At 58.0% G+C, this 14,934-nt stretch carries 16 protein-coding genes; 6 read left to right on the top strand and 10 right to left on the bottom strand.

The window, feature by feature from the left end; genetic code table 11:
- Nucleotides 1-8: 8 nt before the first annotated feature.
- Nucleotides 9-734 (top strand): acetoacetyl-CoA reductase, encoded by a 726-nt coding sequence (gene phbB, locus CLV88_RS04235; protein WP_106607148.1) that lies wholly within the window; start codon nucleotides 9-11, stop codon nucleotides 732-734.
- A gap of 46 nt (nucleotides 735-780) precedes the next feature.
- On the opposite strand, the gene CLV88_RS04240 is transcribed toward phbB, so the two are convergent.
- Nucleotides 781-1,485 carry a helix-turn-helix transcriptional regulator gene (locus tag CLV88_RS04240; protein ID WP_106607149.1) on the bottom strand — a complete coding sequence of 235 codons (705 nt, stop codon included), beginning with the start codon at nucleotides 1,483-1,485 and terminating at the stop codon, nucleotides 781-783.
- A gap of 114 nt (nucleotides 1,486-1,599) precedes the next feature.
- Here CLV88_RS04240 and CLV88_RS04245 point away from each other — a divergent pair, with 114 nt between their 5' ends.
- Nucleotides 1,600-2,055 carry an SRPBCC family protein gene (locus CLV88_RS04245; RefSeq protein ID WP_106607570.1) on the top strand — a complete coding sequence of 152 codons (456 nt, stop codon included), beginning with the start codon at nucleotides 1,600-1,602 and terminating at the stop codon, nucleotides 2,053-2,055.
- A gap of 91 nt (nucleotides 2,056-2,146) precedes the next feature.
- On the opposite strand, the gene CLV88_RS04250 is transcribed toward CLV88_RS04245, so the two are convergent.
- Nucleotides 2,147-2,305, bottom strand: coding sequence for a hypothetical protein (locus CLV88_RS04250; RefSeq protein ID WP_165798802.1), 159 nt, complete (start codon nucleotides 2,303-2,305; stop codon nucleotides 2,147-2,149).
- Between the two features lie 108 nt (nucleotides 2,306-2,413).
- On the opposite strand from CLV88_RS04250, the gene CLV88_RS04255 reads away from it, so the two are divergent.
- Together CLV88_RS04255 and yddG are read left to right on the top strand one after the other, a co-directional pair.
- Nucleotides 2,414-3,361, top strand: a complete 948-nt coding sequence (locus CLV88_RS04255) for a transcriptional regulator GcvA (RefSeq protein WP_106607151.1) — start codon at nucleotides 2,414-2,416, stop codon at nucleotides 3,359-3,361.
- On the top strand, nucleotides 3,358-4,221 hold the full coding sequence (gene yddG, locus CLV88_RS04260) for an aromatic amino acid exporter YddG (RefSeq protein ID WP_106607152.1): 864 nt from the start codon (nucleotides 3,358-3,360) through the stop codon (nucleotides 4,219-4,221). Before CLV88_RS04255 ends, yddG begins: the two co-directional genes overlap by 4 nt.
- Here yddG and CLV88_RS04265 read toward each other — a convergent pair.
- From CLV88_RS04265 to CLV88_RS04285, 4 genes are all read right to left on the bottom strand, one after another.
- Complete coding sequence (locus CLV88_RS04265; protein ID WP_106607153.1) at nucleotides 4,218-4,388, bottom strand: YdcH family protein; 171 nt, start codon at nucleotides 4,386-4,388, stop codon at nucleotides 4,218-4,220. The two genes, yddG and CLV88_RS04265, sit on opposite strands and share 4 nt — an antisense overlap.
- A 246-nt stretch (nucleotides 4,389-4,634) precedes the next feature.
- A complete protein-coding gene (locus CLV88_RS04275; RefSeq protein WP_106607155.1) occupies nucleotides 4,635-6,119 on the bottom strand; it encodes an inorganic phosphate transporter in 1,485 nt (494 codons plus the stop codon).
- Between the two features lie 114 nt (nucleotides 6,120-6,233).
- Nucleotides 6,234-6,986, bottom strand: a complete 753-nt coding sequence (locus CLV88_RS04280; RefSeq protein ID WP_106607156.1) for a tRNA1(Val) (adenine(37)-N6)-methyltransferase — start codon at nucleotides 6,984-6,986, stop codon at nucleotides 6,234-6,236.
- Nucleotides 6,983-7,204: a putative signal transducing protein gene (locus CLV88_RS04285; protein ID WP_106607571.1), complete on the bottom strand. Its 222-nt coding sequence runs from the start codon at nucleotides 7,202-7,204 to the stop codon at nucleotides 6,983-6,985. Before CLV88_RS04285 ends, CLV88_RS04280 begins: the two co-directional genes overlap by 4 nt.
- A 58-nt stretch (nucleotides 7,205-7,262) precedes the next feature.
- Between CLV88_RS04285 and CLV88_RS04290 the strand changes: the two genes are divergently transcribed.
- On the top strand, nucleotides 7,263-8,264 hold the full coding sequence (locus CLV88_RS04290; protein WP_106607157.1) for a polyprenyl synthetase family protein: 1,002 nt from the start codon (nucleotides 7,263-7,265) through the stop codon (nucleotides 8,262-8,264).
- Nucleotides 8,265-8,347: 83 nt separating this feature from the next.
- Here CLV88_RS04290 and CLV88_RS04295 read toward each other — a convergent pair whose 3' ends face one another.
- The 3 genes from CLV88_RS04295 to CLV88_RS04305 all read right to left on the bottom strand — a co-directional run bounded on the left by CLV88_RS04295 (nucleotide 8,348) and on the right by CLV88_RS04305 (nucleotide 12,019).
- A complete protein-coding gene (locus CLV88_RS04295; RefSeq protein ID WP_106607158.1) occupies nucleotides 8,348-9,160 on the bottom strand; it encodes a 4-(cytidine 5'-diphospho)-2-C-methyl-D-erythritol kinase in 813 nt (270 codons plus the stop codon).
- Entirely contained in the window at nucleotides 9,150-10,859 is a 1,710-nt protein-coding gene (locus CLV88_RS04300) for a tetratricopeptide repeat protein (protein WP_106607159.1), read from the bottom strand. The genes CLV88_RS04295 and CLV88_RS04300 overlap by 11 nt, the downstream gene beginning before the upstream one ends.
- Before the next feature lie 212 nt (nucleotides 10,860-11,071).
- Nucleotides 11,072-12,019 (bottom strand): SDR family oxidoreductase, encoded by a 948-nt coding sequence (locus CLV88_RS04305; protein ID WP_106607160.1) that lies wholly within the window; start codon nucleotides 12,017-12,019, stop codon nucleotides 11,072-11,074.
- 153 nt (nucleotides 12,020-12,172) lie between these two features.
- On the opposite strand from CLV88_RS04305, the gene CLV88_RS04310 reads away from it, so the two are divergent.
- Complete coding sequence (locus CLV88_RS04310) at nucleotides 12,173-13,066, top strand: AraC family transcriptional regulator (protein WP_106607161.1); 894 nt, start codon at nucleotides 12,173-12,175, stop codon at nucleotides 13,064-13,066.
- A gap of 115 nt (nucleotides 13,067-13,181) precedes the next feature.
- Here CLV88_RS04310 and CLV88_RS04315 read toward each other — a convergent pair whose 3' ends face one another.
- Nucleotides 13,182-14,831: an electron transfer flavoprotein-ubiquinone oxidoreductase gene (locus CLV88_RS04315; RefSeq protein WP_106607572.1), complete on the bottom strand. Its 1,650-nt coding sequence runs from the start codon at nucleotides 14,829-14,831 to the stop codon at nucleotides 13,182-13,184.
- Nucleotides 14,832-14,934 lie beyond the last annotated feature (103 nt).

Raw genomic sequence — 14,934 nt, forward strand, 5'->3', positions numbered from 1 at the left:
GAGTTACCATGGCAAGAGTTGCACTCGTCACCGGCGGATCACGCGGTATTGGCGCGGCCATTTCAAAGAAACTTCAGTCCGAAGGCTATTCTGTCGCCGCTACCTACGCGGGCAACGACGAAGCCGCCGCAAAGTTCACCGAAGAAACCGGCATCAAGACCTACAAGTGGGACGTTGGTAGCTACGATGACAGCGCCGCAGGTATCGCACAGGTCGAAGCCGATCTTGGCAACATCGACACCGTTGTCGCCAATGCGGGCATCACCTGGGACGGTTTCTTCCACAAAATGACCCCCGAACAGTGGAACAAGGTCATCGCAACCAACCTGACAGGCGTGTTTAACACGGTGCGTCCCGTCTGGCCCGGCATGCGCGAGCGTAAGTTTGGCCGCGTTGTCGTGATCTCCTCGGTCAACGGCCAAAAAGGTCAGGCCGGTCAGGTAAACTATGCCGCCACCAAAGCAGGCGACATCGGCATTGTCCGCTCGCTGGCCCAAGAAGGCGCGCGCGCTGGCATCACCGCCAACGCTGTCTGCCCCGGCTATATCGGCACCGAAATGGTCCGCTCGATCGACGAAGACGTGCTGAACAAGCACATCATCCCCCAGATCCCTGCCGGTCGCCTTGGCGAGCCAGAAGAAATCGCGCGCTGCGTGGCTTTCCTTGCTTCCGAGGATGCGGGCTTCATCAACGGCTCGACGATCTCCGCAAACGGTGCACAGTTCTTCTCCTAAGACTGTCCCGATAGACCTCCAAAGGCCGCCTCACTGGCGGCCTTTTTTATGCCTTGCTCTCACGGCCCTCAGGCGTCGCCATCTCAGCTTCCCACTCACGGATCAGCGCCACGCGACGGCCCGGATATTTTTCGCCCATCACCATGAGAGATTGCACCCGGTCTGTGCGAAAATGCCGGAACCCCGCCCGTGCCTCGCACCACGCTACAATATACCGCGTCCTGTCCAGAAACGCGATCATGAGCGGCCAGACCACACGGTCACTCGAACGCCCCTGACGATCCTCATACTGTAATTGCAAGCGATAGCGTTCACGGATGGCGTGACGCAGCAGCGCGCTGTCAAACCGCTCCTCGATCCGTGATTTGGTCTGAATTGGCTTGCTGGTCCCGTCCAGCACAATGGGCCGCAACTCTTTCGGAATCACCTCCGACAGCTTGCCCACCAAATCCCGCGCAGCGCGCGCCAGCGATGGATCGGCCTCAGCCGCGACCCAGGCCGCACCCAACGCGGCCGCTTCTAGTTCATCTGCCGTCAGCATGAGTGGTGGCATGTCATAGCCCTCGTCCAGCACATATCCCATACCGGCCTCGCCCGTGATCGGGATACGCTGTGCGAACAACTCTGCCATGTCACGGTAAAGCGTTCGCAGCGATATCTCCAACTCATCGGCCAGTTCTCTGCCGGTGATCGGCGCCCGCGCCGACCGTAATATCTGGATAATCTGAAAAAGCCGGTCCGTGCGACGCATTTTTCGCCCCTACTGTCATGCTGCTGCCATAACGCTGTCAGCAGTGCCCCGGTATTGCAAGGTTACCAACCCACTTCGCGCGCATTTGCGCATCTGAACAAAATAGGTTTCCTGATGATTCACTTCGAACGCAGCCTCACCATTGACGCAACACCTGAAACAATCTGGGGCATTCTGGGCCGCTTTATGCACATCGACAGCTTCGCACCCGAAATCACCTCCGTAGATGCATTGACCCAAGGGCCCGACGGCATCGGTTCCAGGCGTCGCAACCACTTCAAAAACGGCACTTCTCTGGTCGAGGAAGCAACCGCCTGGGAACCCGGTGTCGGCTATACGGTCGCTCTCTTTGACATGGCTGCCATGCCCCTGCGCGCGGCCACTTCCACCATCCGCATCACCCCCCAAGGCACCGCATCACGTGTCATTTGGACATTTGACTATCGCGTCAAATATGGCCCCCTGGGCTGGCTCTTGGGTCAGACACTGATGAAACTGATGATGGGCAAAGTCATCGATGCCAACCTGTACGGGCTTGCAGAACAGGCAGGTTCAATCAAAGCCGCATAGTCCAACCGGTCCGCCCCGCGGACCCGCCTCGCAAAACCAAAAAGGACCGCACCCAACGGTACGGTCCTTTGTTTTGCCTCGTAAGCACAATTTATGCGCAGCGGGGCGGCTCCGTAAGAGCGACACGGCTCAGCGGAACATGACGTTTGCGAAAGATCCAGCCAAAGATTGCAACAAACACGGCGCTGCGCTCGGCATGGGCTGCGCGATAGGCTTGGGCGGTACGGGTATTGGTGGCAACTTCGATCATGGCGTGATCCTTTCTCAAGACCATTTGAACTGATCCCAATATGCCCATTGAAAACAAAAGCCACAAACGAGACTTTCCAAGCCTTCAGTTAAGTTATACTTAAGTGATATGTCTGATCGCCTACCCCCCCTCACCGCCCTGCGCGCCTTCGAGGCTGCTGCCCGCCACATGTCCTTTGCCCGCGCGGCAGACGAATTACACGTTACCCCCGCCGCGCTCTCATTTCAGATCAAATCACTCGAAGATCACCTCGGCACCCCGGTCTTTCTGCGTCTTAACCGCGCCGTCGACTTGACCGAAGCAGGCCGCGCCCTCGCTCCCGGCGTGACCGAAGCGTTCCAGACACTGAACACCGCTTGGCGCTCAACCCAGCGATTGACTAATGACACCACGCTCATGGTCACCGCCGGACCCGCCTTTACGGCCAAATGGCTTGCCCCACGGTTTTACGAATTTGCCCGCGCCCACCCCGACATCGACCTGCGGTTTTCGGCCACTCTGCGCGCGCTGGATTTCACCCGAGACGAGGTTGATGTGGCAATCCGCTTTGGCATGGACAAGGCAGAGCCCGGCCTTTGGTCGCTCCCCCTCGAAGGCGAATGGGTCTGCCCCGTCATGACGCCAGAGATGGCCGAACGGTTCCCAACCCCGGAAAGCCTCGCACAGGCCACGCTGATCCACGACGACTCAATATCGTTCCTGCGTCCCCGTGCCGACTGGGCGGCATGGTTTCGCCTGATGGGATTGCCATTTGACGCCACCCACGGCCCCCGCTTCACCGGCGCGGATCACGCAGTTGACGCAGCCCTTGCCGGTGCTGGCATCGTCATGGGGCGGCGCGCGCTGGTGGTCAAAGATCTATTTGAGGGGCGCCTTGTCGCCCCTTTTGCCCACGCGATCGAACTGCAGGCCCGGTTCCGCTTTGTCTGCCAGTCGGGTGCGGAAAACCGGCCCCATATTGCGGCCTTTCGCCATTGGGTGCTGGACGAGGTCGCAAAAACCACTAGCGTGACCGACGCGTTACAAAAAACCCACATCATGGATATCCCGGAATGAGCCGCACCACCGCCACCCTTGTTGGATTTGTCGCCGTGCTGCTCTGGGCGTTGCTTGCGCTTTTCACTGTGGGCACCGCACCCACCCCGCCCCTTTTGCTGAACACAATCTGCTTCACCATTGGCGGAACCATCGGTTTGATCTGGACCGCACGCACAGGGGGCTTTGGCCAACTTCTGCGCATCCGCTGGACGGTCTATGTATTTGGTACTTTGGGCCTCTTTGGCTATCACGCGCTCTATTTCACCGCCCTGCGCCTCGCGCCACCGGCTCAGGCCGGGCTGATTGCCTATTTATGGCCCCTGCTGATCGTGATCTTTTCGGGCTTCCTGCCCGGTGAAACCCTGCGGCGCGGCCATCTGATTGGCGCGTTCTGCGGCTTTCTGGGGGCCGCCCTGATCATTGGCGGCGGCGGCAGCGGCTTTGACCTCGCCGCCCTGCCCGGCTACCTGATCGCGCTGGCCTGCGCCCTCACCTGGTCCGGCTACTCGGTTTTCTCTCGCCGCTTGGGCGACGTACCCACTGCCAGCGTGGCCGTATTCTGCGTCGCCACCGCCATCCTGTCAGGCGTCATGCACCTTGCGCTGGAAGAAACCGTCTGGCCGCGAAACACGCTTGCATGGGCCTCGGCCCTTGCACTTGGCGCCGGTCCCGTGGGTCTTGCCTTTTATGTGTGGGATATTGGGGTCAAACGCGGTGACATACAACTTCTGGGCACCGCCTCCTATGCGGCACCGCTGTTGTCGACACTGGTTTTGGTGGGTTTTGGTGTTGCAGAGCCAAGCTGGTTATTGGCTGCTGCAACCGTTCTCGTCACCGGCGGTGCCATCATCGCGGCCCGCGCCAGCCTAACGTCTTAAGCTGTCACAGACAGTCGTGTAATTTCTTCCTTGAGCTTCAGTTTTTGCTTTTTCAGCTCAGCAATGGTCAGGTCACTCGATCCTGGCGATCGCTGTTCCGTTTCCACCTGATTTGAGAGGGCTTCGTGCTTGCGTTTCAGTTCTTCCAGGTGTGCGCTTACGCTCATTCGGTATCTCCTCTCAGATTAAAACAACTTGGACAGTCCAGCACAATTCTCGCCACCTGTCACGCTGCAGTTGCATCAAATTTGTGACAGCAAGAGGAATATTGCCGATCATTTCCGCACAGATGCCGCGCTCAGCCGCCGCCACGCACCTCCATTCGCCAACAAGAAACGCCCGCCGCGCACCTGCAAAAGTCGCGACGGGCGTTTTTCACAAAACCATATACCCGAATATTTGGCGCAGGTTTTCTAGGTCATCACGGTCGTGATCACGAAAAAGATCACAGCCGACAGAACCGCTGCAGCGGGCACCGTAATCAACCAGGCCGCAATAATTGTCAGGAAATGCGACCGTCGCACCAATTTGCGCCGTCGGCGTTCTTCACGCGAATACTGGGTGCGCTCTGGCATCGTTTGCCGCGTCTTTGCAATCCGGCGCTCCGCATCCCACTCGCGGAAAAAGCCAACACCAAATACCGCACCGACCGCGATATGTGTCGAACTCACCGGCAGCCCCAACCAGCTGGCCACGATCACCGTGATCGCCGCCGAAAGTGCGACACAATAAGCGCGCATCGGGTTCAGTTTGGTAATCTGCCCCCCCACCATGCGGATCAGTTTTGGACCAAACAGTAACAAACCAAAGGAAATTCCAAAGGCACCTATAACCATCACCCACAGCGGGATAGACACGGCTGCAAGGAACCCTCCGGTATTAGAAGCCTGCACAATAGCCGCAAGCGGACCAACCGCATTGGCAACATCGTTTGCACCGTGGGCAAAGCTCAGCAACGCCGCTGACACCACCAGAGGAATGCCAAACAGCACTTTCAGCGACTTGTTGCGATTCTCCAGCCCTTCCGACTGCTTACGGATAACAGGGATCATCACCAGCCAGATCAATACACCAATCGCCGCACCAATCATCAAAGATGTCGGCAGGTCGATCTTGATGATCTTTTTCAGACCTTTTAGCGCCAGATAAGACGAGAACGCTCCGCCCATAATCCCGACCAAAACCGGAACCCAAACGCGCGCCGCGGCAATCTTGTCGTCGCGATAGATAATGCGCGACTTGATCAACGCCAGGAACATGGCCGCAATGACCCCACCCAAAACCGGCGAAATCACCCAACTGGCAGCAATCTTGCCCATCGTGGGCCAGCTCACAGCGGCAAATCCTGCCGCCGCGATACCGGCGCCCATAACACCACCCACAACCGAGTGTGTGGTTGAAACAGGTGCGCCCACCCATGTGGCCAGATTAACCCACAATGCCGCCGACAGCAGCGCCGCCATCATCGCCCAGACAAACACCGTCGCCGTCCCCATGCTCTCAGGGGCAATGATTCCCTTGGCAATTGTGGACACAACATCACCACCAGCGATCAACGCCCCGGCGCTCTCGAAAATCGCCGCAATGGCAATTGCGCCCCCCATTGACAGGGCGTTCGCCCCCACGGCCGGGCCCATGTTGTTGGCAACGTCATTCGCCCCGATATTCAGCGCCATATAGGCCCCAAGACAGGCCGCTATGACCACGATCATGGTATTATTGGCTTCGCCAAAAAATAACATCGCCGCCAGACCGGCAAGTACAACAAATACCAATGCAACCCCAAGGCCAACCATGGGTCGCCCGATTGCACCGGTAGCAACTTCAAGTCTGGAAAAACGGCGAAGATCGCGATCCAGGGTTTCTAGGTGGCGTGGATCGCCCGGTTGGTCAGCCATTGGTGATGTCCCTCGATATTTGGAACGTCCTTAAGGGCAAGCGGGCCGACTAATCAACTACGCAGTTTGTACCAAGGCGAGATCGAGCAAAAATGTCTCATGGCGCCCCGGGCGCTACCCCCAGCTCAACTCCGCGCCTTCGCGCAAAACCGCCCGGATTTCGGGCCGATAACTCTCTTGATCGGCGGCATGGGTCGCACCATCATGCATCACCACACCAGAATGAAGCCGAAACGCCGCCCGCCCACCTTTGCGACCACGCACCAGCACCAGACCCGCCTCGCGCCCCTCTCGCGCCTGCAACGGCAACACCTCGACCGAGCCCAACCGCCCGGAAATTGAGGCGAGCAAATCCGGTAGCCGCTCGGCCCGATGGATAAACGTGGCGTAACCCTTGGGGGCCAATCTCTTGGCAGCCACCTCCACCCACTTGTCTAACGGTGTAGCCTCGCCCATCGCCACCTCTCGCCCCGCATTTGCCGCCGCGGTGCTGGCTGCCCGGTCAAAATAAGGTGGGTTGGCCATCACATGGTCAAAACTCTCTTGCCTAAGCGCTCCCGGTAACGCTGCCAGATCCGCCACCGCAATTCGCGCGGCGATGCCATTGCACTCTGCATTTAACTCTGCCAGCGCCGCATAATCCGGTTGCAGCTCGACGCCGGTCAAAACCACCCCCGGCACACGCGCCGCCAAACAGAACATTGCCGTGCCGACACCACAGCCCAGCTCCAGCACACGCTCGCCTGTCTTTGCCGTAACCGACGCGGCCAATAGCACCGGGTCAACGCCCGCGCGATACCCGCGCTGGGGCTGTGAAATACGCAACCGCCCGTCCAGATACCCGTTTTCAGTGGTCTTTACGCTCATCCAGGTCGGCCCAAGTCGATACCGTTGTCCAGCATGACAACCTCGGCCGCCTGCAACAAATCGCGGTGCACCATCAATCGGCGCGGAAAAATTCCGATGGATCCTTCCAACACGCTCATATTTACGTCCATTTCAAAGCAGTCTATACCCTCCCCCCGAAGCAGGGCTGTGGCAAATGCGATGATCGTCGGGTCGTTACTGCGCAATAGCTCTTTCATACCGGGGATGTAAGGATAGAGAGCGTCTGTTGTCGACCCCTCTGACAGGAACTTGAGCATGAGTCTCGATCACGCCGCGCGCAAACCGCACGAAGCCCTCGCCAGCCTGCTGGCCGATGAACTGAATGACGTCAACACGCTCATTACCGAGCGTATGGCCTCCAAACACGCCCCGCGCATTCCCGAAGTCACCGCCCACCTTGTTGGCGCAGGAGGCAAACGTCTGCGCCCGATGCTGACATTGGCCGCGGCGCGGCTGTGTGGCTATACCGGTCCCTATCACGTGCATCTGGCGGCAACGGTGGAATTTATTCACACCGCTACTTTGCTGCATGACGATGTGGTCGACGAAAGCGCCCAGCGGCGTGGTCGCCCCACTGCCAACCTGCTGTGGGATAACAAATCGTCTGTTCTGGTCGGTGACTACCTGTTTTCGCGCGCCTTCCAGTTGATGACCGAAACTGGCTCGATTGATGTGTTACGCATCTTGTCCAACGCGTCGGCCACCATTGCCGAAGGCGAGGTGCTGCAACTCACCGCAGCTTCGGATCTGGGCACGGACGAGGGTATTTACCTACAGGTCGTGCGCGGCAAAACCGCCGCATTGTTTTCCGCAGCGACCGAGGTAGGTGGCGTTATCGCGGACGCTGACCCGGCCCATGTGCAGGCGTTGTTTGATTATGGCGACGCGCTTGGGATTGCCTTCCAGATCGCGGATGATCTGTTGGATTATCAAGGTGATACCAAGGAAACCGGCAAAAATGTAGGCGACGATTTCCGCGAGCGCAAGCTGACCCTGCCAGTGATCAAAGCCGTCGCACAAGCCACCGATGAAGAGCGCGCCTTTTGGGATCGCACCATCGCCAGAGGCCGTCAGGAGGATGGCGATCTGGATCATGCACTGGCATTGATGGGCAAATACGACACGCTGACCGCCACACGACAAGATGCACTTGGCTGGGCAGAAAAGGCCAAAACGTCTATCGCCACTTTGCCTGAGCAAGAGATTCGCACATTGCTAAACGATATTGCCGATTACGTGGTTGCGCGCCTGAACTGAACCCGGTTTGGGGGCCAGCCCCCGTCCCGGCGGCGCCGGGACACCCCCGAAGTATTTTGGGCGAAATGAAGCGGAATGGGCGTTTAGCTGAGCGTGCAGTCCTGTACCCACCACGTGGGATGCTTGTCCGAGAGCTCTTTTGCGGCGCTTGCCGCCTGTGCGCGGCTTCCAAACAGGGCAAAGCAGGTCGAACCGGAGCCGGACATGCGAGTCATAAGAGCATTTGGCAGGGCGCGCAGCACCGTCAAAACTGTGCCGATTTCTGGTGCGACACTTATTGCAGGGTTCTGAAGGTCATTGCGTTGCTGCGCCAGCCAGTCGACAAATCCGGTGATACCGGCAAAGCGTGGCAAAGAATGTGCCATGGCAGGGTTGTCTTTCTTCTTTAGGCGCTTGAAAACCTGCGGTGTTGCCACCGGCACCCCCGGATTGGCCAGCACTGCAAAAAGTTCGGGCAATCCAGGCACTGCACTCAGATGATCTCCAACCCCTGACATCCGCGCCGCACGCGCCATCACGCAAACCGGCACATCCGCGCCTATTTGCAAGCCGCGATCCGCGGGCATACTGCCCACCGCGCGCAATACCGCACCGGCATCTGACGACCCGCCACCAATGCCGCCGCCATGTGGCAGGTTCTTTTCCAGCCGCACATGTCCACGCCAACCGGCCAGTTCAGCCGCGCGCCAGACGAGATTGCGCTGATCAACGGGCACTCCCGAGGCAAAGGGCCCATCTACGTCCAGATGCATCGCTTTGCGTGGGGAGAACCACAGCCGATCCCCGACATCCGCAAAAACAGTAAGTGAATCAAGCAGATGATACCCGTCTACCCGCTGGTCCGTCACATGCAGTGTCAGATTGATCTTGGCCGGGGCAAATGCCTCAACCGTCATTGGCCACCTGTAAGGGTTCAGCCCCTTCTTCGGACAACACCGTGTCCAGACCCACTTCAAGTTTGCGCCGGATACGATCTGGCTTGGCCTCTTCCGAGGTTTCGTCATCCACAAAGCTCAGCGCACGACGCCACTGAAACTGCGCCTCTAGTGTGCGCCCAACCGCCCAGTACACATCGCCCAAATGGTCGTTCACTACAGGGTCCACCGGCATCAGCTCGGCGGCGCGTTCCAGATGGCCCACCGCCTCTTCGTAGCGCCCCAAACGGAACAGGACCCAGCCCAGCGAATCCACGATATAGCCGCTGTCCGGACGCGCCGCGACGGCGCGTTGGATCATATCCAATGCCTCGTCCAGCTTGATCTGCTTTTCCACCAGCGAATAGCCCAGATAGTTCAACACCTGCGGCTGATCCGGGCGCAGTTCAAGCGCGGCGCGAAAGTCGGCTTCAGCCATATCCCAATCGTCCAGCCGCTCGTGCGAGATTGCCCGCGCATAGTAGATGAACCACTGCCGCTCCTCGGCATCGTCATATAGGGCCAGAGCACGATTATAGGCTGCGACCGCACCCGCAAAATCCCGTTCTTGGCGCAGCAGATCGCCCAATGCTGTATGCACCACCGGCAAATCAGCATGGCTGCGCGACAATTGCTCCAGAACCTCGATGGCGGCGTCGGCCTTGCCCGAAACACGCAGCGCCTCGGCCCGACCCATTTCAGCCGCATGGAATGACGGGTGGTCAGCTGGAACACGTTTCAGGACCTGTGTCGCCAATTCATAGCGGCCCAAAATTTCCAACAACTCTGCGCTCAGCAACACGGCTTCGATATGATCAGGGCGCAGAAATTCGGCAACGCGCACGTAAAGCAGCGTGTAGTCGGCATTCGCCTCGTTCTGGAGCGCACTTGCGAGCGAAAAGAAGACCTCGGCCACACCGTCGGCGGCACTTGTGACTTGCGAGAACGGCAGTATATCGCCTGCTTCCAGCTGATCCCGCATCAGGCGCAAGGACGGATCCAGATCAGACCCAAACGCCTCGTCCAGCCGCGCAATCGCATCCGGGTTGCGCTCCAACTGGCTGAGTATTTCCACTTCGGCCATGATTGCACGGCGCGTCGATTCCAGCCCCTGAAGCCCGCCGTTTTCGAACACTTCATAAGCGCCTTCAAAGTCACCAACAGACGCCAACGCAAGCGCGCGGTGATACCCCGCAAAACCGGCCAGCCCCTGCTCCTTGGAGACGTCGTCAAATGCGGCCAGCGCCTCGGACATGGCACCGCGGCCAATCTCGGCCCATGCCAACATCAGACCGTCCACAAGTGGCCCAACTTTTCCATCACCGCGCAGCTGTTCAACCAGCTCGGAATAGGCACCGTCACGCACCTTGTCGGCGGCCGTCACCATATTGGCCAACTGGCTGCTCAGGCCATCTGCCTGCATCTTGCGCGCAATCGGCATCGCGCGGTCCAGTTCGCCCAGTGCGAGATAGGCCAGCACCGCATTTTCCAGCAGCACCGGATTGCCCGGATCGCGCGTCAACGCCTCGCTGTAATACCGCGCGGCGGCGGAGTAGTCGCTGTTGATCGTGGCCTGTCGCGCCGCAAGATACGCCCCCGACAATCCTTGCGCCATGGCTGGCACGGAAACAGCAGCCACAAGGGCCGCAAGCGTTGCAGTTCGAATGAATGAAAACGGCAAGAAAGGGCTCCTCAATGCGGCGTTCCACAAAACCTAGTGGTCTGCTGAGCAACACGCAATGCCACCTTCCGGCAAATGCCGCCCAATTGCCTCCTGATTTGATGACGTTTTTGGCAAAGCCACCTTAGTAGCGCCAAAAGCAGGCAAGCATCCGCCCATAGGCCGCGATGATGAGTCCGCAATGCTCCACACACGCTGTTGTAGCGTTGGCATCAAATGTGCCAGCGGAACTTAGTTTCTGCCTCTGAGAGGTCCCACAGTTTGGTCATGACTGCCTTGTCATAAGCATACGGCTCCAGAGTTCCTTTGCCGACTGGACCAACCCACTCCATGCGCCCCGTCGGACCAAAAAGCGCGCGCTGCTCCGGTCCAACTTCGGTGGCGCACATCACCTCTGGATAGGCCCCCTTTTGCGCTGACTGCACCATTGGGGACAGTGACATGAGCCCAAAAACAAACCTCGACAACCGGCTCCCACTGGTTTTGATCAGCGATGTCGCCGAAGAACCGGGATGGCAAACATATACTTCGACAGTTTTGCGCGCGGCCCTGATCCGATCTTGTAGTTCATAGGCAAACATCATCTGCGCCAACTTGCTCTGGCTATAGGCGGGATTGGCGCTGTAATTCCTGTCCCAGTTCATGTCTTCGAACTGAATTGTCCTTATCCCCATTTTGTAGCCAAGGCTGGCCACAATCACGATCCGGCCACTAGCCGCTTCGATGCGGTCAAACAGCATCCCGCACAAAACAAAATGGCCGTAATGGTTGGTGCCAAGCTGGCTTTCATGACCATGCTTCGTAAAGGTCTGACTGGGCACCTGCGCAATCGCGGCATTACAGATCAGGGCATCAATCCGGCGAACAGTCTCGCGCAGTTTTGCCGCAGCGCTGCGCACGCTGTCGAGATCCGCAAGGTCCATGCGAACAAAGCTCACCTCTGCATCTTCACCAAACTCATCTCTCAGCAAATCTAAAGCAGCGCTCGACTTTTCGGCGCTGCGGTTGAGCATCACCACCCTTGCGCCTTTCGACAATAAAATCCGCGCGGCCTGAAAACCCGTACCGGCGTTTGCCCCAGTGATGAGAAAGGTCTTGCCCACAAGTTGCCCAAGGCGTTCGGGCGTCCAGCCCATCGGGCCAAATTGAGTATCTGCCATTTCATTGGTCCCCTTGAAGTCGACATTCGCTTCAATCCATGACCAACAAATAACTCTCACTTTCAGCAAAAAACAGGCGACATCATCGCAAATACTTGCCTGATCGTCTCAACTACGTTGCATGGTTTCGCGTTATGCATCTAAGTTACCGACATGATCCAAGAGCAAATCAAACACATTATCCAAAACCGGACACTCCGCGACGGCCTTATGGAGACCGGCATCAACGGTGTACAGATTTTTCGCGCAACTCAGGCCATGCCATGTGTACCCGCAGTCTATGAACCCAGCGTAATCGCCATCGCAAGCGGAACTAAGGAAGCAGTGCTCGGCGGTGCGCGGTACGTGTATGACAACAAACAGTATCTGGTCTGCCCTCATTCCATGCCGGTCAAAGCCGGAACACCCAACGCATCACCAAATGCCCCGCTTTTAGGTGTCTACATTTCACTCAACCCGCGCGTGATGCGTGAATTGGCAATCGAAATGGAAAACGCTGGCGGCGCAATATCCACGGCGCGAGACCGCCCCGTATCAAACGGGATCAAATTGGCACATTGGGACAGCACGTTCTCTGACGCACTGTTTCGACTGCTGCAATTGGGCGATAGCGAAACGGATACCGCCGTTTTGGGCCCCACCAGGTTGCGCGAGCTGTATTACGCCATCCTAAAGGGAGAAGCCGGTGCATTCGCGCAACAGGCATTTGGCGCTGGCAATGCCATCTCTCGGTCCATCGCACATGTTTCCGCCAATCTGAACACTCCGATTTCGATCGACGACATGGCCACCCGCGCGGGCATGAGCCGCGCCGTGTTTCACCGCAAATTCAAACAAGCCACAACCATGTCACCCATCCAGTTTGTGAAATCGATGCGCCTCAACACCGCTGCGGCAAAAATTGCAGAGGGCCTGACCGTTAACCAAGCAGCCTTGGACGTTGGCTACATCAGCCCATCTCAATTCAGCCGCGAGTTTAAGCGCCTGTATGGCCAGTCTCCAAAACACTGGAGCGACGCACAACACACCTCGATGGCAACCGTGTAGCCCAGCTTTAACATTGCCGCCAAAAAAAGCCCCCGCAGTCTTCTGCGAGGGCGTAAGATGTTGGTTCTTCAGTGGCCTTTCAATCAGAGCGTTAAACGCTCCGACAGCACCAGTATTACATATTCGGATAGTTCGGCCCGTCACCACCTTGCGGCGTGACCCATGTGATGTTCTGGCTCGGGTCCTTAATGTCACAAGTTTTGCAATGCACACAGTTCTGGAAATTCACCACAAACCGTGCGTCCTTGCCTTCCTCCTCAACCACTTCATACACACCTGCCGGGCAATACCGCTGCGCGGGTTCTGCAAATTTCGGCAGGTTTACCTTAACCGGAATGCTGTCATCCCCCAGGCGCAGGTGGCAGGGTTGGCTTTCCTCGTGGTTGGTCATCGCAAAGGACACGTTGGTCAAACGGTCAAACGACAGCTTGCCGTCCGGTTTGGGATAATCAATTGGCTTGTGCTGATCCGCAGGTTCGGTCGCATCCGCGTCGTTCTTGCCGTGACCAACCGTACCAAACAACGAAAAGCCAAGCGTGTTGGTCCACATGTCCAGACCACCGAGCACCAGCGACGGCACCAGCCCCCATTTGGACCAGATCGGCTTAACGTTGCGCACTTTCTTGAGATCTTTGCCGATCTCACCGGTGCGCACTTCGACTTCGTAGTCGCTCAGCTCATCGCCCGACCGGTCCGCCTTGATCGCCGCATTTGCGGCCTCGGCTGCAGCCATGCCAGACAGCATCGCGTTGTGGTTGCCTTTGATGCGCGGCACGTTGACCATACCCACCGAACAGCCCAACAGCGCGACACCCGGCGCAACCATCTTGGGCATTGACTGATAGCCGCCCTCGGTGATCGCGCGCGCGCCATAAGCTACGCGCTTGCCGCCTTCCAAAAGCTCAGCAACCATCGGGTGATGCTTGAACCGCTGGAATTCCATATAGGGGAACAGGTGCGGGTTCTTGTAGTTCAGGTGCACCACGAAACCGACATAAACCTGATTATTCTCAAGATGATAGATGAACGAACCACCACCCGCGTTTGAATTCAGCGGCCAGCCCATCGTGTGGGTAACGCTGCCCTCTTTGTGCTTGGCCGGGTCGATCTCCCAGATCTCCTTCATGCCAACGCCAAATTTCTGCGGCTCTTTGCCCTTTTGCAGGTCGTACTTGGCGATCACCTCTTTCGATAGCGATCCGCGCACACCTTCGGACAGGAACACATACTTGCCCTGCAGCTCCATGCCCGGCTCTGTGTTGGCGCCATAACTGCCATCAGCCTCAAGCCCAAACACACCTGCGACAACACCCTTAACTTCGCCATTGTCACCGTAAACCAACTCAGAACACGCCATGCCGGGGAAAATCTCAACACCCAGCTCCTCAGCCTGCTCCGCCATCCAGCGGCACACATTGCCCATAGACACGATATAGTTGCCATGGTTGTTCATCAGCGGTGGCATTGGAAAGTTCGGAATACGCACTTCGCCTGCTTCGCCCAACATATAAAAGTGGTCTTCCTTGACCGGCGTGTTCAGCGGCGCGCCCTTCTCTTTCCAGTCAGGTATAAGCTTGTCCAGCCCGACCGGATCCAGCACCGCGCCCGACAGGATGTGCGCGCCCACTTCCGACCCTTTTTCCAAAACAACCACGTCGAGGTCCGCGTCCAGTTGTTTTAGGCGGATCGCCGCTGACAGACCCGCAGGCCCCGCTCCGACGATGACCACATCATATTCCATGGCTTCGCGTTCGATTTCCGACATTGGGTTTCCTTCCGACAGGCGAGCGTAACTTTGTTTCGCGCTTGCTATCCCGTTCGACAATATTGCGTCAATCACAACCCGACGACATTTGATGATAAATCGT

The sequence above is a fragment of the Shimia abyssi genome (assembly GCF_003014475.1).
GTDB classification, from domain to species: Bacteria; Pseudomonadota; Alphaproteobacteria; order Rhodobacterales; family Rhodobacteraceae; genus Shimia; species Shimia abyssi.